The organism is Silvimonas soli, from assembly GCF_030035605.1.
GTDB classification, from domain to species: domain Bacteria; phylum Pseudomonadota; class Gammaproteobacteria; order Burkholderiales; family Chitinibacteraceae; genus Silvimonas; species Silvimonas soli.
The window spans coordinates 968,406-990,948 of record NZ_CP106736.1 but is presented as its reverse complement, the minus strand read 5'-3'; the positions used below and the strand labels follow the sequence as shown (position 1 = coordinate 990,948).

14 protein-coding genes and 1 pseudogene are annotated in these 22,543 nt (G+C 57.4%); 12 read left to right on the top strand and 3 right to left on the bottom strand.

The genetic code is table 11. The annotated features are described in order from the left end of the window. Nucleotides 1-2,931, top strand: a complete 2,931-nt coding sequence (locus tag N7220_RS04580; protein WP_283150284.1) for an EAL domain-containing protein — start codon at nt 1-3, stop codon at nt 2,929-2,931. Nucleotides 2,932-3,042: 111 nt separating this feature from the next. Here N7220_RS04580 and N7220_RS04575 read toward each other — a convergent pair whose 3' ends face one another. Further along, a complete protein-coding gene (locus N7220_RS04575) occupies nt 3,043-4,659 on the bottom strand; it encodes a methyl-accepting chemotaxis protein (protein ID WP_283150283.1) in 1,617 nt (538 codons plus the stop codon). Nucleotides 4,660-5,214: 555 nt separating this feature from the next. Between N7220_RS04575 and pssA the strand changes: the two genes are divergently transcribed. Both pssA and N7220_RS04565 read left to right on the top strand, forming a co-directional pair. After that, entirely contained in the window at nt 5,215-5,850 is a 636-nt protein-coding gene (gene pssA / locus N7220_RS04570; RefSeq protein WP_283150282.1) for a CDP-diacylglycerol--serine O-phosphatidyltransferase, read from the top strand. Nucleotides 5,851-5,981: 131 nt separating this feature from the next. After that, nucleotides 5,982-6,098, top strand: a pseudogene (locus tag N7220_RS04565) (FmdB family zinc ribbon protein); the annotation flags it as partial. A 26-nt stretch (nt 6,099-6,124) separates the two neighbouring features. Here the strand turns inward: N7220_RS04565 and N7220_RS04560 are convergent. Next, nucleotides 6,125-6,295, bottom strand: a complete 171-nt coding sequence (locus N7220_RS04560) for a hypothetical protein (protein WP_283151470.1) — start codon at nt 6,293-6,295, stop codon at nt 6,125-6,127. 13 nt (nt 6,296-6,308) lie between these two features. Here N7220_RS04560 and N7220_RS04555 point away from each other — a divergent pair, with 13 nt between their 5' ends. The 3 genes from N7220_RS04555 to N7220_RS04545 all read left to right on the top strand — a co-directional run bounded on the left by N7220_RS04555 (nt 6,309) and on the right by N7220_RS04545 (nt 9,546). Next, complete coding sequence (locus N7220_RS04555) at nt 6,309-6,998, top strand: DUF502 domain-containing protein (RefSeq protein WP_283150281.1); 690 nt, start codon at nt 6,309-6,311, stop codon at nt 6,996-6,998. 121 nt (nt 6,999-7,119) lie between these two features. Continuing rightward, complete coding sequence (gene aspS, locus N7220_RS04550; RefSeq protein WP_283151400.1) at nt 7,120-8,910, top strand: aspartate--tRNA ligase; 1,791 nt, start codon at nt 7,120-7,122, stop codon at nt 8,908-8,910. A gap of 177 nt (nt 8,911-9,087) precedes the next feature. Beyond that, nucleotides 9,088-9,546 carry a hypothetical protein gene (locus N7220_RS04545; RefSeq protein ID WP_283150280.1) on the top strand — a complete coding sequence of 153 codons (459 nt, stop codon included), beginning with the start codon at nt 9,088-9,090 and terminating at the stop codon, nt 9,544-9,546. Nucleotides 9,547-9,651: 105 nt separating this feature from the next. Here the strand turns inward: N7220_RS04545 and glnE are convergent, their stop codons facing one another. Then, complete coding sequence (gene glnE, locus N7220_RS04540) at nt 9,652-12,336, bottom strand: bifunctional [glutamate--ammonia ligase]-adenylyl-L-tyrosine phosphorylase/[glutamate--ammonia-ligase] adenylyltransferase (protein WP_283150279.1); 2,685 nt, start codon at nt 12,334-12,336, stop codon at nt 9,652-9,654. Nucleotides 12,337-12,528: 192 nt separating this feature from the next. On the opposite strand from glnE, the gene N7220_RS04535 reads away from it, so the two are divergent. From N7220_RS04535 to N7220_RS04510, 6 genes are all read left to right on the top strand, one after another. Next, on the top strand, nt 12,529-16,422 hold the full coding sequence (locus tag N7220_RS04535) for a YhdP family protein (protein ID WP_283150278.1): 3,894 nt from the start codon (nt 12,529-12,531) through the stop codon (nt 16,420-16,422). Between the two features lie 34 nt (nt 16,423-16,456). Then, entirely contained in the window at nt 16,457-17,260 is an 804-nt protein-coding gene (locus tag N7220_RS04530) for a carbon-nitrogen hydrolase family protein (protein ID WP_283150277.1), read from the top strand. Nucleotides 17,261-17,426: 166 nt separating this feature from the next. Beyond that, on the top strand, nt 17,427-18,872 hold the full coding sequence (gene tldD / locus N7220_RS04525; protein WP_283150276.1) for a metalloprotease TldD: 1,446 nt from the start codon (nt 17,427-17,429) through the stop codon (nt 18,870-18,872). A 121-nt stretch (nt 18,873-18,993) separates the two neighbouring features. Continuing rightward, nucleotides 18,994-20,475 (top strand): amino acid permease, encoded by a 1,482-nt coding sequence (locus tag N7220_RS04520; RefSeq protein WP_283150275.1) that lies wholly within the window; start codon nt 18,994-18,996, stop codon nt 20,473-20,475. Between the two features lie 173 nt (nt 20,476-20,648). Continuing rightward, nucleotides 20,649-21,719, top strand: a complete 1,071-nt coding sequence (locus tag N7220_RS04515) for an enoyl-CoA hydratase/isomerase family protein (protein WP_283150274.1) — start codon at nt 20,649-20,651, stop codon at nt 21,717-21,719. Nucleotides 21,720-21,820: 101 nt separating this feature from the next. After that, nucleotides 21,821-22,501, top strand: a complete 681-nt coding sequence (locus N7220_RS04510; protein WP_283150273.1) for a Bax inhibitor-1/YccA family protein — start codon at nt 21,821-21,823, stop codon at nt 22,499-22,501. Nucleotides 22,502-22,543: the final 42 nt, after the last annotated feature.

Genomic DNA, 22,543 nt, shown 5'->3' with positions numbered 1-22,543 from the left:
ATGAGTATCAAACCCGTTTGGGCAAACGATGCACCGCAAGGCTTGGCCGGTACCGCCGCCGTCTGTCGCGCATTGCTGCAGCAACGCTCGCTGGTCGGTATTGCCGCTTGCCTGGAGGCCGATAAACCGGTTTGGCTGATCGGTGACTGGGCCTGGTTTATCCATCGTGATGAATCGTGGCAGCAAGTCGCCGGCATCGACGACTTCAACCCGTTTGTCGAAGCCTTGCAGGACGACAACCCCATCGACGCCATTGGCGATCTGGGCGGTCAGGCGTTTTTCGCTGGCGATCCACTGCGCCCCGATGGCTGTCTGATTGTGCGCGGGCAGGTCGATCACTTTGTGGCGATGTGCGCTGCCGAGGTTTTTGGCCGCTCCGTGCTGAGCCGGCATTCAGACCATTTGCAAAAAATTGCAGACGCCGTGATCCGGCTGGCCGATCTGGCTGCCAGTGAAACGCAGCTGGATGTCTTTTTGCCGCAGGTGCATCAAGTTATTGGTACCTTGATCGATGCCGAAAATTTCTACGTGGCGCTGTATGACCGCGCCCGGCAAACCCTGCGTTTTCCATATTTTGTCGACACGCTGGACGATGCGCCGCCGGACCCGGCCACTGAAACCCCGTTTACGCCGGATGAAATTTCGCTGACTGGCTGGGTGATCCGCAACGCCGAACCGCTACTGATCGACCGCGAAGGCATTCTGTATCGGCAGCGCACCGGCAGTCTGGGCACGGAAGGGCCGGTGGCCGAATCCTGGATTGGCGCACCGTTACGTGGCGCCAACGACGACGTGATCGGTGTGATCGCGGTGCAAACCTATCGGCCAGGCTATCGCTACGATGCGGATGACCAGCGCCTGTTTTTGCTGACGGCGCAGCACGTCGGACTGGCGCTGGAGCGCTTTTTGCGCAAGGCGTTTCTGGAATCCGAAGTTGCCCGCCGCACCGAAGAACTGGTGCAACTGAACCAGCGCTTGCTAAGCGAAGTCGAAGAACGCGAGCGCGGTGAAGCGTTGCAGCACGCGTTATTCCAGATTGCCGAGTTATCTTCGCGGCCCATTGAAATGGCCGACTTTTACGGCCAGATTCACGCCATTATCAGTACGCTGGTTTATGCCAGAAACTGCTTTATTGCGCTGCATGACGCCGACACCGATATCGTCAGCTTTCCGTATTTTGTCGATAGCTGCGAAACCACACCCAAGCCGCGCAAGATGCAGCGCGGCCTGACCGAATATGTCATTCGCCAGCGGCGACCGGTGTTGGTAAACCGGGCCGTAGCCACTGACCTGGCCATGGCAGGCGAGATCGATCGGCGGTTTTTAAATCGGGACGATAACTTCACCTGGTGGCTGGGTGCGCCGTTGTTTGAGGACAACGACGTTTGCGGCGTGATCGTGATCCAGATTTATGAAGGCCAAATTGAATTTGGCGACGCTGAAATGGCGCTGATGACCTTCGTTTCGCATCACATCGGCACCGCGCTATCGCGCAAGCGCACGGCAGACCGGCTGCATGCGGCCTATGTGGAACTGGAACAGCGGGTACAAGAGCGCACGCAGGATCTGGATTCCGCTAACTCCCGCTTGCAATTCGAAAACCTGCATGACGCGCTGACCGGCATCGCCAATCGCAATTACTTCATGCGCGAGCTGGATGCCGCCTGGCAGGGCCTGGGCGTTTCCGAAGAATCGTTTGCAGTCATCTTTGCCGACCTGGATCGCTTCAAGCACATCAACGACACCTTTGGTCATATCGAAGGCGACACCTTGCTGATTGAAGCGGCCAAACGCATCCAGCACTGCTTGCGGGATGGTGATTTGCTGGCCCGCATTGGTGGCGACGAGTTTGCCATTCTGTTGCCAGGTGTACGCGTGGCGGACGCGGCCACGCTGATCTCGCAACGCATTGTCGATGCGTTCGATCACCCCATTGTGCTGGCGCGGCAATCGATTTTTGTCAGTTGCTCGCTAGGCATTGTGCTGGCCGAGCCCGAACTGCATCAGACTCCGCAGGATTTGCTGCGCGATGCGGATTCGGCCATGTATCTGGCCAAAGAGCGCGGGCGCGATGGTTATGTGTTGTTCAACCATAATTTGCGCGAGCAGGCTGGCGATTTGCTGGAGCAGGAAACGCGCTTTCGCAATGCGCTCAAAGGCCAGGACGCCATCGTGCCGTTCCTGCAGCCGATTGTGGATTGCCAGAAAGGCGAGGTGGTGGCATTTGAAGCGCTGATGCGCTGGCGTTCGCTGGATGGCAGCTGGACCATGCCCGCACAATTGCTGGCCGTGGCCGAGAACACCAAACTGATCACCCGCCTGGATTACTACATGCTGGACTGGCTCTGCCGCTGGCTGTCGCAGGTGCCGACGCACTGGCCACCGATTCATCTGAACTGGTCCGGCTTGAGCCTGGTGCAGCCCAACTGTGCACAAACCATTCTGGACCGGATGCGCCACTTTGGTATCGCGCCGGAACGCCTGCAGATTGAAGTGACCGAGGGCGCGCTGGTGGCTGATCCGGTGCAAGCCAACCAGACCATGCAAGCGTTGCAGGCGGCGGGCGTTAAGGTAGTGCTGGATGACTTTGGCACAGGCTATGCCTCACTCAGCTATCTGCATCACTACCAGTTTGATGCCATCAAGATCGACAAGAGCTTTATGCACTCGCTGGATAGCGACCCTAAAAGCGCGGCGATTGTGCAATGTGTGATCCAGCTAGCACAGGCCATGCATCTGGATGTGGTCGCGGAAGGCGTTGAGACGGTCGCGACAGTGGATCGGCTGCGGGCGATGGGCTCCAGCAAGTTGCAGGGCTTTTTGTTCGCCCGACCCATGCCTGTTGGTGACATCGATCTGGTGAGCCTGGCGGCACAGATCAAAGAAACCTGCGCTAGAACGTGGGCGCTGGATCTGGTGGAAGTGCGCTGAGGGTCTTGCTGCGCAAGTGAGTCATTCAGTGCCAGGCTATCTCTCGCAAATCATGTCAAATAAAAAGCCCAACGCAGAGCCGGGCTTTTTATTTGCGGTGTGCCAGCGGTGTTAAACCCGATAGCGTTCCACTTCACGTTGCATGTCGCCAGCCAGTTGGTGCAGCTGTTGCGCTGCGCTAGCAGTATGGCGGGCGGAGGCGCTGTTGCCTTCCGACATCTGGGCAATCCGTTCCACCAGTTGCGCGATATTGTTGCTGGCCGCGCTTTGCTCCTGGATCGCAGTGCTGATGTCATCCACGCGTTCCACCACATCGTTGGCACCGTGGCGGATTTCAATAATGGCCTGGCCAGCCTGACGGGCATGATCCACGCCATCTTCCATGCGCGAGACCACTTCCTGCATGCTGGACACTGCACGCAGCGCGCCATCCTGAATTGAGCTAACCGTTGCCGAAATTTCCTGGGTAGATGCCGACGTACGCTCTGCCAGCTTGCGCACTTCATCCGCTACCACTGCAAAGCCGCGGCCTTGTTCGCCGGCTCGGGCCGCTTCAATTGCTGCATTCAAAGCCAGCAAATTGGTCTGGTCCGCAATTTCCTTGATGACTTTCACCACGGCGTTGATCTGGCCGCTCATGGTTTGCAGGTTTCCGATTTCATCCGCGGCAGTGCGCACAGTACCGGCAATGCCTTCGATGCGGCTGACGGTGGACTCGATCACTTGCGAGCCAGTTTGCGCCAGCTTGCCCGAGTGACGCGACAACTCGTTGGCCTCACCAGCACGATCTGCCACGTGAGTGATACTGACGGTGACCTGTTCAACCGTTGCGGCCATATTGCTGGCGGCTTCGCTGGTGTTGGTGGCATTGCCAGACATCTCGGCGGCGGAGCGCGACATATCGGTGGCGGCACCGGCAACCTGGCGAATTTGTTGATGGATACCTTGCAGGCTGTTTTGCAGACCGTCCAGCAACTGGTTGAATGCGCGTACTGCTGCACCAATTTCGTCACGTCGGGTTAACGGCACCCGCAACGTGAAGTCCAGATTCTGTTGAACCTGGGTAAACGTCTTCTTCATGGCGTTGAGCGGTTGGCGGATCGCGTTGTACAGCACAATGCCACCGGCAATCAGCACCAGCGCGGCAACGGCAATGACGGCAATAAACCAGATCTGCGCAGTGTGGCGGCGCTGGTCGATGCCGGCTTGCTCTTTTTGCGCCCGGTTAACGTTATACGCCGAGACTTTTTCCAGCGTCTTTTCGACTTCAATCGATACGTCACGGCCTTGCGTGCCCGCTACGGTAATCGCCGTGGCGTTGTCACCGGCTTCCGAAGCTTTGATGATTTGGTCGAATACGGTGTGCAGTTGATTCAGCGAGGTCTTGAAGGCGCCGAAGGCTGCCGTGTCTTCGTCGTCATGCACGCGGCTTTTCTCGTACGAGCCGATCTGTGTTTTGAGCTTCTCGCGCGTTTCCGCGATGCCCTTGCTCAAGGCCACGCGATTGTCCGGGTTCTGTTCCAGAATCAATCGGCCCAACTCGATTTGCTCAACTTTGTAGCTGTTGTTCAGATCGTTGGCGATCAGCATGCTGTCGATGTCATCGTCCATCAGCCGGGTTACGCCCGACTGGATTTGCGAAAACTGGTACATCCCTGTCGCGCCAATGACCAGCACCGCGGCCAGCGCGACGGCAATCATTGCAATTAAACGGTGACCAATGCTCATTTAAACTCTCCATAATTCTGTTTTGCTTACAAATTGCCGCAGCTTCTTGAGCGAGCCGCTAGCGGGTAAGGCGAACACTGTAGGCGAATGGTTCCGGTTTCCGGTCTCTGGCGCGGCTACTTCGTAAATAGCCGTCTTGGTGCATTTTTTAGCCAGTTTGCACGAGGATAGTGCGGGATGCACTGAAAAAATGATCGAGTGTTTCAATCTCGATACCCGCTTTGAAATGGATTGCAAAACCAGGTGTGCGGCCAGGTTTTTGTCATATTGATTGTGCTGTTTACTGATAGACAAAGTCAGTCTGGTGACAATATGTGGCGCCAGCTTTGATGCGGAAAATCGGCCAGCAGTGGTTTATCGAGCGACCGTCAATCCGCATTGGCATCTCGCTCTGCCAATGCGGTATCGCCAGATCAGCCGCAAACGGACGAATATATGCTCTGGTGCAGTTGGCCCGACCACCTGTGCCAACGGCGAGCACGGCGTTTTGCCACATGTTTGCTGCTAAGATACGGCTCATTTTCATTACGCTGTTTCGGCCGCAATGGAGCCATCTTGAGCGAAGAGCGCAACAAACAACCCCGCCATTTTTCGATGATCCGCAGTTTTCATCTGGCGGACTGGATTACCCTGGCCAACGCCTTGTGCGGCACCGGCGCGTTGTTCTCTGTAATGACCTATCTGCAACGCCAGGCTCCCGTTCATTTATTGATCGCCTGCAGCCTGATTCCGCTGGCGTTACTGTTCGACGTGCTGGATGGCCAGGTGGCGCGCTGGCGTCATGCGCAGTCGGCGCTCGGGCGCGAACTGGATTCGCTGGCCGACGTGATTTCATTTGGCGTGGCACCTGCCGCCATTGCCTATGGCGCTGGCATGCAAGGCATGTGGGACCGCGTCGTGCTGGGTTATTTTGTGGCTTGTGGCGTGAGCCGGCTGGCGCGATACAACGTCACCGCCGAACAACTCAAGGGTGAGTCCGGCAAGGTGAAGTATTACGAAGGCACACCGATTCCGACTTCCCTGTTGCTGGTGTTTGTTCTGGCGGCGGCGGCATGGAGCGGGGCGGTGGGCGATGCGCTGTGGTTTGGTTATGTCCACGTTGGGCCGTGGCGGCTGCATCCGCTGGTGCTGATGTTTGCGGTTTCGGGCTCGCTGATGATCAGCCGCACTTTGCGCATTCCCAAGCCCTGAGCAAGCGGCCGGGCCAGGCAATCTAGCTGGCGCCAGCGTGGAGATTGCAGCTCAAAACCGTCTATACGCTTGATTTTGCTGGTAATGCCCCGAACTGGGCTAACACGGTATAATCCGTTTCTTTTGGGGATATGCACATGCCTATTTATGCTTACCGCTGCACCGCTTGCGGCTATCAAAATGATCATATGCAAAAGATGTCAGACCCCCTGCTGACCGAATGCCCGTCCTGCAAGGCTGGTGCTTATCAAAAGCAGGTGACCGCGGCTGGCTTTCAACTGAAAGGCACCGGCTGGTACGCCACTGACTTCAAAGGCGGCAGCACCGCGTCTTCAACCTCTTCGGCTGCCAGCGACACCCCTGCGGCCTCGTGCAGCCCCGGCTGCGCTTGCCACTGACCTGCCTTGGGCTGGTCAATAACATCGTTTTCGCGCCTGTGGCGCAAGGCTCAAACCTGAATGACGCATTTCAAGAAATACATGCTGACCGGCCTGTTGGTGTGGGTGCCTCTGGGCATCACCCTGTGGGTGCTGAATCTGATCATTGGCACAATGGATCAGTTGGGGACATTGCTGCCCCAGGCAGTGCGGCCTGATTTCTGGCTGCTCAAGCTGGTTGCACCTTATGCGCCTTTCCTGGATGGCGCACACCATATCCCGGGTTTTGGCGTGGTCTTGACCGTGCTGGTGGTGCTGATTACCGGCGTAGTGGCGACCAACGTGCTGGGCCGTCGTTTGCTGCTGATTGGCGAGCATCTGCTCAACCGTATCCCGATCGTGCGCTCGATTTATTCCAGCGTGAAGCAAGTTTCGGACACAGTCTTTTCTGATTCCGGCCAAGCGTTTCGCCAGGCTTTGTTGGTGCAGTTTCCGCATCAAGGTACCTGGTCAGTTGGCTTCATGACCGGCCAGCCGGGCGGGGAAATTGCGGATCATCTGGGTGGCGACCTGGTTTCGGTGTTTGTGCCGACCACGCCGAACCCGACTTCCGGCTTTTTGTTCATGGCACGCCGTGCGGATGTACGCGAGCTGAACATGAGCGTGGACGAAGCGCTGAAATACGTGATTTCCATGGGCGTTGTGGTGCCAACCAGCCGGCCCGCTGTCGTGCCTGCGCCCGCAGTAGTAGCCGCGCCCAATCCCGTTTAGTTTCAGATCATGACCGGGCTGGCTTGCGCTGGCCCGGTCGATTTATTTGCACTCTGGTTTATTGCAATTACGCTTTTCATATTTTCATATAGCACCCATCGAAAAACAGGTTTAGACAATGATACGTACTGATTACTGTGGCTTGATCGACAAACGATTCCTCGGCCAAACCGTTACCGTCAAAGGCTGGGCACATCGCCGCCGCGATCACGGTGGCGTGATCTTCATCGACTTGCGTGACCGTGAAGGTCTGGTGCAGGTGGTGTTCGATCCGGATACCCCGGAAGCCTTTGCCACAGCCGATGCCAGCCGTAGCGAATACGTGCTGGAAATCACCGGTATCGTGCGTGATCGTCCGGCAGGTACTACCAACAAGAATCTGATCTCCGGCGAGATCGAAATTCTGGCCAAAGACATCAAGGTACTGAACACCGCCAATACGCCACCGTTCCAGATCGACGATGAAAATCTCTCTGAAACCGTGCGTTTGCAAAACCGCGTGATCGACCTGCGTCGCCCGGCCATGCAAAAGAACATGCGCCTGCGTTACAAAGTGGCGTTGCTGGTGCGTAACTTCCTGGATAGCCGTGGTTTCATCGACGTGGAAACACCGATGTTGACCCGCTCGACCCCGGAAGGCGCACGTGATTATCTGGTGCCAAGCCGGGTGCATGACGGCATGTTCTTTGCGCTGCCGCAATCGCCACAGTTGTTCAAGCAGTTGCTGATGGTGGCCGGGTTCGACCGTTACTACCAGATCACCAAGTGCTTCCGTGATGAAGACTTGCGCGCAGATCGTCAGCCTGAATTCACCCAGATCGATATCGAGACTTCGTTCCTGAACGAAGACGAAATCATGGACATCACTGAAGACATGGCACGCCATGTGTTCCAGGAAGCCATTGGCGTGGATCTGGGCAAGTTCCCGCGCATGAAGTACGACGATGCCATGTTCTATTACGGCTCGGACAAACCCGATATGCGCGTTTCGCTCAAGTTCACCGAACTGACCGACGTCATGAAAGACGTGCCGTTCAAGGTGTTCGCTGGCGCAGCCAATATGGAAGGCGGTCGCGTGGTTGGTCTACGTGTGCCAGGTGGTTCGTCATTCAGCCGTTCGGAAATCGACGCCTATACCCAGTTCGTTGGCATCTACGGTGCGCGTGGTCTGGCCTATATCAAGGTTAACGACATCACCAAGCTGAACGAAGAAGGCCTGCAGTCGCCGATCGTGAAGAACCTGACGCCAGAATCGCTGGCAGCCATTGTCGAGCGCACCGGCGCGCAAAACGGCGACATCATCTTCTTTGGCGCAGACAAAGAGAAGATCGTTAACGAAGCCATTGGCGCGTTGCGTTTGAAGATTGGCCACGAAAAGGGCGAGGCGGGCGGTTTCTTTGTTCGCGAATGGCGTCCGTTGTGGGTTGTGGACTTCCCGATGTTCGAATACGACGACGATGGCAAGCGCTGGAACGCCTGCCACCATCCGTTCACCAGCCCGAAGGTCGAACACCTGGAACTGCTGAAAGACCAGCCGGGTGCTTGCCGTGCGCGTGCCTACGACATGGTGCTGAACGGTTGGGAAATCGGCGGCGGTTCGATCCGTATCCACAAGGCCGACGTCCAATCGACGGTGTTCGACGCGCTGGGCATTGGCGAAGAAGAAGCGCAGAACAAGTTCGGCTTCTTGCTGGACAACCTGCAATACGGTGCGCCTCCTCACGGTGGCCTGGCTTTCGGTCTGGATCGTCTGGTCACGTTGATGGCCGGTGCCGAGTCGATCCGTGACGTGATCGCTTTCCCTAAGACCCAGCGTGCCCAGTGTCTGTTGACCAATGCACCAAATGCGGTCGACGAAAAGCAACTGCGCGAATTGCATATCCGCCTGCGTAACACCACACCGGCAGCTTGAGTTAAGCAATCGAACGCTTGTTTTAAACAAAAAGCCTTCACTAGCTGACGGCAAGCTTGTTGCGAAAACGCCAGAAATACTTACGTATTTCTGGCGTTTTGTTTTATTTAACACATAATGACGCCAACCAGGTTACCGCTCCCGCCAGGCTCATGCATGGATCGAATGTGTTTTTCAATGACGCACCGCTGTGGCCACAAGCAGTTGCCGAGCACCTCTGCCTTCGACCAACACGAAGCCCGCTTTATCCGCGCGGCTTTTTCCTGTCCACACTGTCTTGCCGAATTGGCCCGCCGCTCGATGCTTGATACCCGTGTATTCATCAATTTGCACCAACATGCTGCTGGTGGACTGGCTTTTGTGATTGAAGTAGCAGACGCCTCGGACGAATTGGGCGAATTGCTGGCCAGTACCGGCTACCACAGCAACCGCAAGGCGCTGGAGCAAATGGCTTCCAGCGTGCGCGGCGTGCCGGAAGATGACCGCTTCTGGCGCAAAGAACTCAGCTTTGCCAGCGACGCTGATCCGCGCCAGGTGGTGGCGATGATTGAACATGTGAAGCTGGAAATGTCCTGGCTGGAGCCTTATCTGCCGCTGGGCGCAGAGGCAATCGAATACTGTACTTTTCCGATCTGACCCACCTTTGGGGTTTGCGGGCGCAAAAAACGGCACTGGAGATGATGACCTCCAGCGCCGTTTTGCCGTTCTACAGACGGTGTCTTTATCCGAACCGCCGCTGCTTCAGATACTTTCGCCCAGCAACGTGTGCCAGATCTGCCGCACGCTGGCCAAGGGCGCGGCCATGGCGCTGATTTCTTCGGTATTGGGTTTGTGTCCGTTCAAGCGGCCACGATGCTGCAAGCGCCGCAGTTCACGATAACAGTAGCGCGCAGCTTCAGCGGCGGATGTATCAATCAAGCCGTGGGTCGCGGCGGTGGCTAGCAAGGCGATATTGCCGCGATTCGCGGTCAGGTCCGGGTATTGCGCGGCAAAGCCCAGCACCAGGTATTGCACCATGAATTCGACATCCACAATGCCACCCCGGCAGTGCTTTACGTCTTCGGGCAGGGCAGGGTGCGTTTCCAGCATGCGCTGGCGCATCGCCACGACCTCGGCCGATAAAGTTGGCAAATCACGGGCGCGGCGCAAAATATCTATCCGGATTTGCTCAAACTGCGCGCCAATGGCAGTTGAACCAGCTGCAAAGCGGGCGCGGGTGAGTGCCTGGTGTTCCCACATCCAGGCCGATTCATTCTGGTACTGCACAAATGCTTCGATGCTCGATACCAGAAATCCCGATGAGCCATTGGGCCGCAAACGCAGATCAACGTCGTAGAGTTGGCCGGCCGAAGTCAGCGCGCTTAACCAGCTAACAATCCGCTTGGCATAGCGGGCGTAGGTTTCGGCGGCGTCCGGGTGCGGGTCGTCGTAGAGAAAGACCAGATCCAGATCCGAGCCATAGCCGAGTTCTTTGCCTCCAAGTTTGCCGTAACCAATGATGGCAAACGCCGGGATATCCAGATGGCGATTGTTGACGTCGCGCCAGGCTTCTTCCAGCGTTACCTGCAGGCACAAATCTGCCAGGTCGGAGAGATGATCCGACAGCGTTTCCAGCTGCAAATGGCCGGCGATATCTTGCGCCATTAGCCGGAACAGCTGGGAGTGCTGAAAGTGGCGCAGCAAATCCATGCGTGCTTCGGTGTCACCCGCATGATCATGCATTTGTGAGCGTAGCTGGTCACCAGCCTGAGACCAGTCAGGCGCCTGATACAACAGTCGCACGTCCAGCAGTTCGTCCAGCAAAATGGGATGGCGGGTCAAGTATTCCGACACCCACGGGCTGGCGCTGTACAGGCTGGCAAGGCGATTGAGCGTTTGCGGATGTTCTGCCAGCAAGGCCAGATAGGATTCGCGACGGCCTATGCTTTCCAGCAAATCCAGAATGCGCAGCAAGGTGGTATCCGGGTTCGGATAGCCTGCGGCGACTTCAATCAGCGGCGGCAAAATGGCGTCCATGCGCTGGCGGCTGCGATCAGACATTTGCTGATAACGGCTGCTGCTTTGCATGCCCGCCAGGCGCCGACGAATTTCCGCCGGGTCGGCGTAACCCAGTTTGACCAGCCCTTCGTCAATGCCTTCGCCGTCTTGTGCCGATAACCACAAATCGGCTTGGGGATGGCTTTCATCCTCGGCCTGCGGCGATACAAATACCTGCTCGAAATGTCGATTGACCATACCGCGCCACTCCGACAAGCCTTGATAAAACGCCGTCCAATCCGCATAGCCCATACTGCTGGCGATGCGGGCCCGGTCATCATCGTTGCCTGGCAACATCTGCGTCTGGGCGTCATCGATATACATCAGACGGTGTTCCAGATTCCGCAGAAATACGTACGCGCCCAGCAGTTCGCTCACAGCGTCTTGCGGCAACAGGCCTTGATTGGCCAGTTCAGTAAGAATGACGCGGGTGGCGCGCTGTTGCAGGGTTTTATCGCGCCCGCCACGGATCAGTTGAAAGACCTGGCCAATGAATTCGATTTCGCGGATACCGCCTGGCCCCAGCTTGATATTGTCCAGCCGGTCTTTGCGTGTGACTTCATGGCGAATCTGGCTGTGCAACTCGCGCATGGAGCGGTAGGCGCCGTAATCCAGATATTTGCGGTAAACAAACGGGCGCACCAGTTGCATCAAAGCGTCGCCATCGCCAGTGAGCGGGCGGCCTTTGATCCAGGCGTAACGCTCCCACTCGCGTCCCTGGGTTTGCAGGTAGTTTTCCAGCGCACCAAAGCTGGATACCAGCGGGCCGGAGTCGCCAAACGGGCGCAAGCGCATATCAACGCGAAACACCATGCCTTCGTCGGTGGGATGGCCAATCAGCTGGATCAGCGCTTTGCCGAGCAAGCCAAAATACTGGTGATTACTGACTTTGCGCGGGCCAGTGGTTTCGCCGTCTTCCGGGTAAACAAAGATTAGATCGATGTCGGACGACACATTCAGTTCGCGCCCACCCAATTTGCCCATGCCGACTACAATCAATTGCTGGACAGTGCCGCTTTCTTCGCCTACCGGGTCGCCATAACGTTCATGCAATTGGCGGCGGGCGGTTTCCAGCGCACAGGCGATGCTGACTTCGGCGAGGTCACTGATGACGGCGACGGCTTCATCCAGATCAGACAAACCAGCCAGCTCGCGAGCGATTAACCGCGCCATGACACGCATGCGCAACAGTCGCAATGTCCGGCTGGCGGTGGTTTCATCCTGTTCAGCACAAGTGGCCAGCGCGGTTAGCATTTCGTCGCGCGAAAACGGTTTATCCAGTGCGGCAGCAGTTTGTGCTTCCAGCTCGGGATACCGGGTAAACAGACGTTGCAGATAGCGGCTGTGGTTAACCGCAGGGGCGAGCGAGGAATGTGTCACAGCATACATGTCTAATCTCTTGGGCTTGAACGCGTTCGGGTAGAATGCCGAAGCGACACCGTAGCACAACCTGGGCCAATGCCAGAACTGCGGTCACCGGCGATTAGCGCTGTTGCAAGCAGATTCGCAGCAGGAAAAAGCCAGTTGGCGCAGTCTCATTTTTTGATATTGTTTTTTTTGAACCGGGCCACCGGGTAGTGCATGACCCCATTTCGTTCGATCTCTATTAAACCCTTGCTGGCGTCCGCCTGGTCGCGCATCAAGGGTTTTGTCCACTGGCATTATCGCTTGTTGCTGCGCCTGCTGCTGGCGGGCGCGTTGCTGTTTGTCGTGCTCGCGCTGACATGGCAATTTTATCTGTTGCCGCGACTGGACCAGTTCCGCCCTATGCTGGAAGGCCGTTTTGCCGCAGCAACTGGCAGCCCGATCCAGCTAGGCCGCATTTCCGGTGGCTGGCACGGCATGCGCCCGGGCTTTCATATTGATGGCCTCACCGTCCTGAATCGCGATCGCACACCGGCTTTGCATTTGAATGCACTGGATGCCGACGTGGCCTGGCGCTCGATTTTTGTCGGAGAAATCATCTTTCGCCGCTTGTCGCTGGCGGCGCCGGCGCTGGAAGTCACGCGCGACGCTTCCGGTTTGTGGCATGTCGGCGGTTTTGCCCTCACGGCTGGACAAGGCACTAGCGATAACCGTTTCATGAACTGGGTATTGAACCAGGATGAGCTGGATATCAACGGTGGCACACTCAATTACACTGACCTGCTGACCAACGCCCCACCAGTACAAGCGCGTGACGTGCAGCTGCATGTGCGCTCGCTGTTTGGTCGCCACAGCTTCACTATCGGCGCAACACCACCATCCTCAATCGGCCAGTCCTTTACCTTGGGCGGCGTCTGGTACGGGAGCGACGTCGGGAAGTGGGCCACGTGGTCCGGGCACGCGCGGATTGTGGCGCCGCAAATTGCGCTGGATAGCTTATGGCGGTATCTGCCGGCGGGTGCTTTGCCATTCGCCGTGCAATCCGGCACTGCGGGTGGGTCAGTCGATTTCAGTTTTGGTCAGGGACAGTTGACCGGCGCTGATGTTGATCTCGTGGCGCAATCGTTGCTGGCCCAATACGGTAGCCGCTCTCTGGAACTGCCCCGGTTTGATGCGCGCCTGCACTGGACCGAGCAAGGCGGCAAGTCTGCAATGCGGCTGGATGGCCGCCAGATCGCCACCCGCGATGGCGTAGTGTGCAATAACTGCCGGTTTACCTGGGGCAAGGATAAATCCGGCAAGCAGGATATCTCGCTGTCTGGTTTGAAGCTGGATCATCTGGCCGGGTTACGCAGCGCATTGCCAGCGGCATTGCTGGAGCGCATCCCGGACGGCCAGCTTGCTGGCGATGTGCGCAATTCGAGTTATGCCTGGCAAGGGGACTGGGACAAACCGGCGCATTACAAAGGCAGCATCGACCTGGCCAATCTGGCCGTTCAGTGGCCAGGCGTGTTGCCAGAGCTGGGCCCAGCCAATATCCAGGCCGATTTCACAGAAGCTGGGGGCAAAGCCCAGCTGGTCTCCAGTAATTTTGTATTCAATTACCCGCAACAATTTGTAGAGCCCATTCGCCTGGATTTGCTGAATGTGGCCACGCACTGGCAACGCCAGGCCAACGGCTGGAACATTTCGCTGGATACCGTTCGGCTTAACAACAAAGACATGAATGTCAGCGTGGCTGGCAAATATTTCTGGCCGGACAGCGGTTTGGGGCAACTGGATCTGGACGGCGATATCAAGGGGCTGGAGGCTTCGCGCGCTTTCGCTTATTTGCCGCGTGTGGTGGGTGACGAAACGCTGGCCTGGCTCAAAGGCTCGCTCAAACACGGGCGCGCGTTTGACGGCAAGATTCTGGTGCACGGCAATCTACACGACTTTCCGTTCCCGGATGATAAAGCCGGGCAGTTCCGCATTACTGCCAGCGCCCAGGACACCACGCTGCAATTCGCCAGCGATTGGCCAGCTATTACGCATATCAATGGCACGCTCGATTTTCATGGCAAATCGATGCTGATCCGCGCACCACAAGCGCAAATCCACAATGCGCAGCTCAATAACGTTGAAGTATCCATCCCAGACCTGGAGCATCCGCATGTGCTGGTTGATGGCAAAGCCCAAGACAGCACAACGGGGTTTCTGGATTACATCAAGGCGACACCGCTGCATGGCCCGATGGCGGCGTATATCGATGGTCTGAAAGCTGAAGGCAAGGGCGACCTGACACTTAAGCTGGATATTCCGCTGGCCAATATGGCCCAGACCAAGGTGAATGGTTCGTATCATTTTGCTGACAACATGCTGGATTTTGCGGGCAATGTGCCGCCGATAACCGCAACCAGCGGGCAATTACTGTTTACCGAGAGCGGTCTCACCGTACGCGATGTTTCCGGGCAAGCCTTGGGCGGTACAGTACAGATTAGTGGCACATCCGATAAAGATGGCGTGGTGAAGCTGCAGTTGAACGGCAAAAGTCAGCTTGCCGATGTTGCCCATAATTTTGATCTGCCACTGGCTACGCGTTTGCACGGAATGATGGGCTGGCAAGGCCAGATCGCCGCCAGCCATGACCGCTTCGACGTCACACTGACCTCGCCCATGAGTGGCACGGTGATCGATCTGCCTGCGCCCGTGGGCAAAGCCGCCAATGTATCCCGCTCACTGCGTTTGCGAGTCGCTGGTGACAAAACCGGGTACGAACTGGATATGACCTGGGAGCATCTGTTGCAACTGGTCATGCGTCAGCCGCAGGGCGGGGCGCTGACCGGCAATCTGGTTTTGGGTTCTGCCAATGCAGTCATGCCGGCGCGACCAGGCATGTTGGTTAGCGGCGGCTGGCCAGAGTTGAATGCGCAAGAATGGTACGAATTGTGGGACAAAGAAGGTCGCGGTAGCGACAGGAATGCCGCAAGCCAGACCGTAGCGCAAGCCGCACCGCCAGCGTCGTCTTCCTCCGCTGGCCCGGCCGGTGTGGATTTGAGCTTTGACCGTCTTAGCGGCTGGGGCCGCGTACTCAATGACGTGCATCTGAAAGCCAGTTATCCGGGTGCACAGAGCTGGCAGGGCGAACTGGCCAGTCGCGAACTAAACGGCAAGTTCGCCTGGAGTGGCCAGGGTAAAGGCAAGCTCACCGCACGCATGAGCAAGGTGCTGTTGCCACTGACCACTGCATCCGGCAATCAACCGACCGAAACCTCACCGATTCGCTCCTTGCCGGCGATTGACCTGAGCATCGATGATTTCCGCTACAAAACCTTGCAGTTGGGCAAGCTGGATGTGCAGGGCGAACAGCAAGGTGACGCCTGGACGCTCAAGAGCGTGAGCCTGGATAACCCTGACGGCCATTTCGACATGAGCGGCGTGTGGCGGCAGAGCAATGGCAAATCGCGGGTGTCGGGCAAGTTCAGCCTGGGTAGCGATGACTTTGGCAAGTTCCTGGCACGGATTGGTTATCCGGATACCCTCAGGCGGGCACCGGGCAAAATTTCCGGTGAAGCTGCCTGGGATGGAGAGCCATTCCCGCCCGATTTTCAAAGCATGCAGGGCAATATCAATATGGACGTGCAGTCCGGGCAGTTTGCGCGGATTGATCCGGGCGCGGGCCGCTTGCTGTCCATTTTGAGTCTGCAATCGCTCACCCGCCGCGTGCAGCTGGATTTTCGCGACGTGTTTTCGCAAGGCTTCGAGTTCGATACCATCAAGGGCGATGCGGCGATTGAACGAGGCGTAGCCCGTACCGAAAACCTGGTGATTACCGGTTCAGCAGCGCAGGTATTGTTCCGCGGCGCGGCCAACTTTGAAGCAGGCACGCAAGACTTGCGCGTACGCATTGTGCCGGTGATTGGCGATTCGGTTGCGGTGGCGACCACCATCGTCAACCCGATTGCTGGCGTTGCCGCTTTTCTGCTGCAACGGGCGTTGAAAGACCCGCTGGGGCAGTTGATCGCCTATGAATATGATATTACCGGCAGCATGCGCGACCCGCAGATTCGCAAGGTGGAAGACGTTTCGCAGCTGCTGCCGTCGATCATCCAGAAACACCGCACGCCCTGATCTCGATAACTGGTCCTGTTAAGGAAAGTTCGCCATGCAAACGGTGATTGCCGCCGCAGTGCAACTGATTTCCACTCCGGTGGTGAGTGAAAACCTGGCTACCGCGGGCCGGTTGATCGCCCAAGCCGCCGCAGAAGGGGCGCAGATTGTGGCCGTGCCGGAGTACTTTGCCATCATGGGTAAAGATCCGCGCGACAAGATTGCCGTGCGCGAAATGCCAGGGAACGGGCCGATTCAGGACTTTCTGGCACAAACCGCCGCCAGACACGGCATCTGGCTGGTGGGCGGAACGGTGCCGCTGGAGGCCAGCGTGCCCGACAAAGTGCGCAACAGCACGCTGGTATACGACCCGCAAGGCAATCTGGCGGCACGCTACGACAAGATTCATCTGTTCGGTTTTGACAATGGCGACGAGCATTTTGCCGAGGCCGATACCATTGAAGCGGGCAACGAGGTCGTTACTTTCACGACGCCATTTGGTCGGGTGGGATTGAGCATCTGCTACGATCTGCGCTTTCCTGAGCTGTTTCGCACGCCGGGTGAAGTGGATATCTGGTTCTTGCCCTCGGCCTTCACCGCCACCACGGGCAAGGCCCACTGGGAGCCACTGATCCGCGCGCGCGCCATTGAAAACCAATGTTTCTTTGTTGCGCCGGGGCAGGGCGGCATGCACGTTACCGGGCGCGAAACGCATGGCCACAGCATGATCGTTGACCCGTGGGGCCAGATTCTGGCGCAACGTGACAACGGCAACGGCGTGGTAATCGCTGAACTGAAAGCCAGCCAGAGTGAGCGCGTGCGCCGGATATTGCCTGCATTGCGTCATCGCATTTTGTAGGATGGATTCGGCGCGGCCAATTCGCCGTCCGCCTGCGGTCATCCCCAGAGCTGCAGACCTGCCCGGCTGTAGCCACCACAAAACTTAGTCCAGCCCACGCCTTGTCAAACCCCATGGGCGATGGCATGTTGTTCCATTGACCGTCATTTTTCAGAGCGATATCGGCATGAGCCATTTGAGTCTGCTACAAACCGCGCAATCCACCCTCCTGGCGCCTTATAGCCTGGATGAACAACAACTGGACCGCGTGTTCTCCGAATTGATGCAGCACGATCTGGATTACGCCGATCTGTACTTCCAGAGCACGCGCTCGGAGGGCTGGAGCCTGGACGAAGGAATCGTCAAATCTGGCAGCTTTTCGATTGACCAAGGAGTGGGCGTGCGGGTGGTCTCCGGTGAGAAAACCGCTTTTGCCTATTCGGATGAAATCGGCTTTTCGCCCTTGCTGGAAGCGGCGCGCGCCACACGGGCGATTGGTCGCCAAGGCGGCAATGGTTCGGCCGCGCTGGTAAAAACCGGTGCAGGCCACGCCTTGTATCGGCCGATTGATCCGCTGGCCAGTCTGAACGAGGCCGAAAAGGTCGCCTTGCTGGAAAAACTCGAACGCGCTGCCCGCGCTGCCGACAAGCGCGTGGTGCAAGTGATGGCGAGCCTGGCGTCTGAATACGACGTGATCTATATCGCGCGGCATGACGGGCATCGTGCTGCCGATATCCGTCCGTTGGTGCGTTTGTCTCTGAACGTCATCGTTGAAGAAAACGGTCAGCGCGAGCAGGGCAGCGCGGGTGGCGGTGGTCGCTTTGATTACAGTTACTTCACCGACGATGTGGTGAATCACTACGCGCAGGTCGCAGTGGCACAAGCGGTGCTTAATCTGACCGCACGCCCCGCGCCAGCCGGTGAGATGACCGTGGTGCTGGGCAACGGCTGGCCCGGCATTTTGCTGCATGAAGCCATTGGTCACGGTCTGGAAGGCGATTTCAACCGCAAAGGCAGCTCCGCGTTCTCGGGCCGTCTGGGTGAGCGCGTGGCGGCACCAGGCGTGACGGTGATCGACGACGGCACCATCCAGGATCGCCGTGGCTCGCTCAATGTGGATGATGAAGGCAATCCGACCAGCCGCACCACGCTGATTGAGGACGGCATTCTGCGTGGATATCTGCAAGACAGCCTGAACGCCCGCTTGATGAACATGCCACTGACCGGCAATGGCCGCCGCGAGTCGTACGCGCATCTGCCGATGCCACGCATGACCAACACGCTGATGCTGGGCGGCGATAAAGACCCACAAGAGATCATCAGCTCGGTCAAACGCGGTTTGTATGCGGTGAACTTTGGCGGTGGTCAGGTCGATATTACTAGCGGCAAATTCGTATTCTCGGCGTCTGAAGCCTGGTGGGTAGAAGACGGCAAGCTGCAATATCCGGTCAAGGGCGCCACGCTGATCGGCAACGGCCCGGACGTGCTGACTCGCGTTTCGATGATCGGCAACGATATGGCGCTTGATCCAGGTGTGGGTACTTGCGGTAAGGAAGGCCAGAGCGTGCCGGTAGGTGTCGGTCAGCCAACACTGCGTATTGACGGTGGTTTGACGGTGGGTGGCACGGGCTGAACAAGCCCGGTGTGAAAGCACCGATTTGCAATATATCACCAGATATACAGCTATTTACGAGGCGGCAAGGGCGGGGGTTTGTTACAATCCCGCCCTTCGTTTTTTGAACAAAGCCGCAAGCATGAATAACCGGGTAGATGTCCCCGCAATCCCCGCCGCGCCCGAGACTGGCCTGGCGCGCCAGCTCAAAGCCCGTCACCTGACGATGATTGCCATCGGTGGCTCCATCGGCACCGGGCTGTTTGTGGCCTCTGGCGCCACCATCTCGCAAGCTGGTCCAGGCGGTGCCTTGCTGGCGTACGCGCTGATCGGCCTGATGGTGTATTTCCTGATGACCAGCCTGGGTGAACTGGCGGCGTACATGCCGGTATCCGGCTCGTTTGCCACTTACGGCGCCCATTATGTAGAAGAAGGCTTTGGCTTCGCGCTGGGCTGGAACTACTGGTACAACTGGGCGGTGACCATTGCGGTGGATCTGGTTGCCTCACAACTGGTGATGAATTATTGGTTCCCGGGTACGCCAGGCTGGATCTGGAGCGCGTGTTTCCTCGGCATCATGTTCTTGCTGAACTACATCTCGGTCAAAGGTTTTGGCGAGGCTGAATACTGGTTCTCGCTGATCAAAGTCGTGACCATCGTCATTTTCATTGCGCTGGGTCTGGCGATGATTTTCGGCATCATCAAGGGCGGCGAAACGGCGGGTTTCCATAACTTTAACGTGGGCGATGGTCCGTTTGCCGGAGGCTTTGCTGCGTTGATTGGTGTGGCGATGGTGGTTGGGTTCTCGTTCCAGGGCACCGAATTGATCGGTATTGCTGCCGGTGAATCGCAAAACCCGGCCAAAAACATTCCGCGTGCGGTACGGCAGGTGTTCTGGCGGATTCTGCTGTTCTATATCTTCGCCATTCTGATTATCAGTTTGCTGATTCCCTACACCGATCCGCGTCTGCTCAAGAACGAAGTGAGCGACATTGCCATTAGCCCGTTCACGCTGGTGTTCCAGCATGCCGGACTGGCGTTTGCGGCGGCGGTAATGAATGCGGTGATTCTGACCGCCGTGTTGTCGGCCGGTAACTCGGGCATGTACGCCTCCACCCGCATGTTGTACACGCTGGCGGTAGATGGCAAAGCGCCCAGAATCTTTGCCAAATTGTCTAAAGGTGGCGTGCCGCGCAATGCCTTGTATGCCACGACCATTGTCGGCGGGTTGTGTTTTCTGACGTCCATGTTCGGCAAGCAAGAGGTCTACCTGTGGCTGCTCAATACATCGGGCATGACCGGTTTCATTGCCTGGTTAGGTATCGCGATCAGCCACTATCGTTTCCGCAAGGGTTACGTAGCGCAAGGGCGTGATTTGAACGCGCTGCCGTACAAATCGGGGTTCTTTCCGTGGGGGCCGATCTTCGCTTTCGTTCTATGCCTGGCCATTACTCTGGGTCAGAACTATGAGGCTTTCCTGAAGGACCGCATCGACTGGATTGGCGTAGTGGCAACGTATGTTGGCTTGCCGCTGTTCCTGGTGATCTGGGCTGGTTATCGCTTTAGCCGCAAAACGCGCTTTGTGCGTTATGCCGACATGAAATTCCCGGATTCTGTCCAATAAGCCCTGACTCGGCTTAACCCCCTGAAACGGCGCGCTTTGCGCCGTTTTTTATTGGACTGGGGATGGCCCTGTTATGGACTGAAACAAGATGGTGAGTAACATCCCGGATGCATGTGCCGCCAAGGCAAAGTAAGCTCGCCATCCCGCAGATCAATTGTTTTTACGGAAAACCCATGGTTCGTTTCCAGCTTGTTCCCACGCATAACGGCGCCTGGATCGCCGAAATTCTGCTGGATACTCCCGGCACGCTCAATGCGCAGAATCTGCTCATGGTGAACCAGATGCGCGAGCAACTGGCGCTTTGGCGTACCGATGACAGGGTGGTGCTGGTCCTGATTCGCGGCGTTGGGGAAAAAGCCTTCTGTGCGGGCGGTGATATCAAAGCCCTGTATTACGCGATGACCGAGCCGGGCCGGATTGGCGAGGCGGACGACTTCTTTGCCAGTGAATACGCGCTGTGCCGTGATCTGCATCGTTATCCCAAACCTGTCCTCGCCTGGGCCAATGGCCTGATCATGGGCGGCGGCTGGGGGCTGCTGGCAGGCGCGAGCCATAAAGTGGTGACCGAAACCGGTGTGCTGGCGATGCCGGAAATTGGCATCGGGCTGTTCCCGGATGTAGGGGCGAGTAGCTGGCTGGGGCATTTGCACCACAATGTCGGGCGCATGCTTTATCTGACGGCCTCCCAACTGAATGCGGCAGATGCCGTCGCCGCCGGAGCCGCTGACTGGGCGTTGCCAGCCAACGGATTCGAATCGCTATTGCAGGGACTGCAGGAAATGCCGTGGCTGGCGCAAGCACAGGTCGATGCGCAAATGTTGTCGCAGTTGCTGAGTGCATTAAGCGCAGCCACGCCTTGCCCGTTGCCTGAGGCGCAATGGCAGCCGGTGAGCGAGCAAGTCGAGGAGATGGTCTGCGGTGACGATCTGGCGGCCATCGCCACGCGAATTCAGGCGTATCGGGGTGAGAGTCGCTGGCTGCAACAGGCGATGAGCAATATGCAGGCGGGTTCTCCGGGTTCAATGGTCCTGAGCTGGACGCTGGCACAGCGTGCCGCGTCCATGGATTACGATGCCGTAGTGGCCATGGAAACCCTCGCGGCAAAGCATAGTGTGCGACATGGCGACTTTCGAGAAGGCGTGCGTGCAAGGTTGATTGATCGGGATAATCAGCCTCGCTGGTCCCCCGCAACGCTGGATCAAGCCTTGGCCGAAGGGGTTGCGCGCTGGTTCGAAAATATTTGATTCAGGCAAAAAGTACCGTTTGACTTGAAACTTTTGTCATATCCCTTCATCTTAAGCAGTACGAGCCAACCGCTCGATTGATCAGAAACGGAGAAGACACTATGGATTACACCACCGCCCAATACGGCGGCACGGCATTAGCCGTCGAGCGCAACAAGGTGTTGCGTAACACCTATTTCCTGCTGGCCCTGAGCATGCTGCCCACCGCCGCCGGTGCGCTGCTGGGTATTTCCATGCAGTTTGCAATGAGCCCGATGTTCGGCGCGATTGTGTTCCTGGGCGTGAGTTTCGGGATGTTCTTTGCCATCGAAAAGACCAAGAACAGCGCCATGGGCGTGGTTCTGTTGCTGGCGTACACCGGCTTTATGGGTCTGTGGCTGTCGCAAATACTGCAAGTCGCCCTGCGCTTTGCCAACGGCCCGGCCATGATTGGTACAGCCGCAATTGGTACCGCTGCCATCTTCTTTACCCTGGCAGGTATCGCCACCGTGACGAAGAAAGACTTCTCGTTCATGGGCAAGTTCCTGTTCGTGGGCGTCGTGGTGCTGATCCTGGCTTCGCTGGCTAACCTGTTCTTCCAGATTCCAGCGATCTCGCTGGCGGTTTCGGCCATTGCCATCATGATTTTCTCGGCCTACATCCTGATGGATGTCAGCCGCATCGTGAACGGTGGTGAAACCAACTATGTGACGGCAACGCTGCAGTTGTACCTGAACGTGTACAACATCTTTATCAGCCTGCTGAATATCCTGATGGCATTCAGTGGCAACAATCGCAACTGATAACGCCGCATATGCAAGTTCCAACGCCACCGCAAGGTGGCG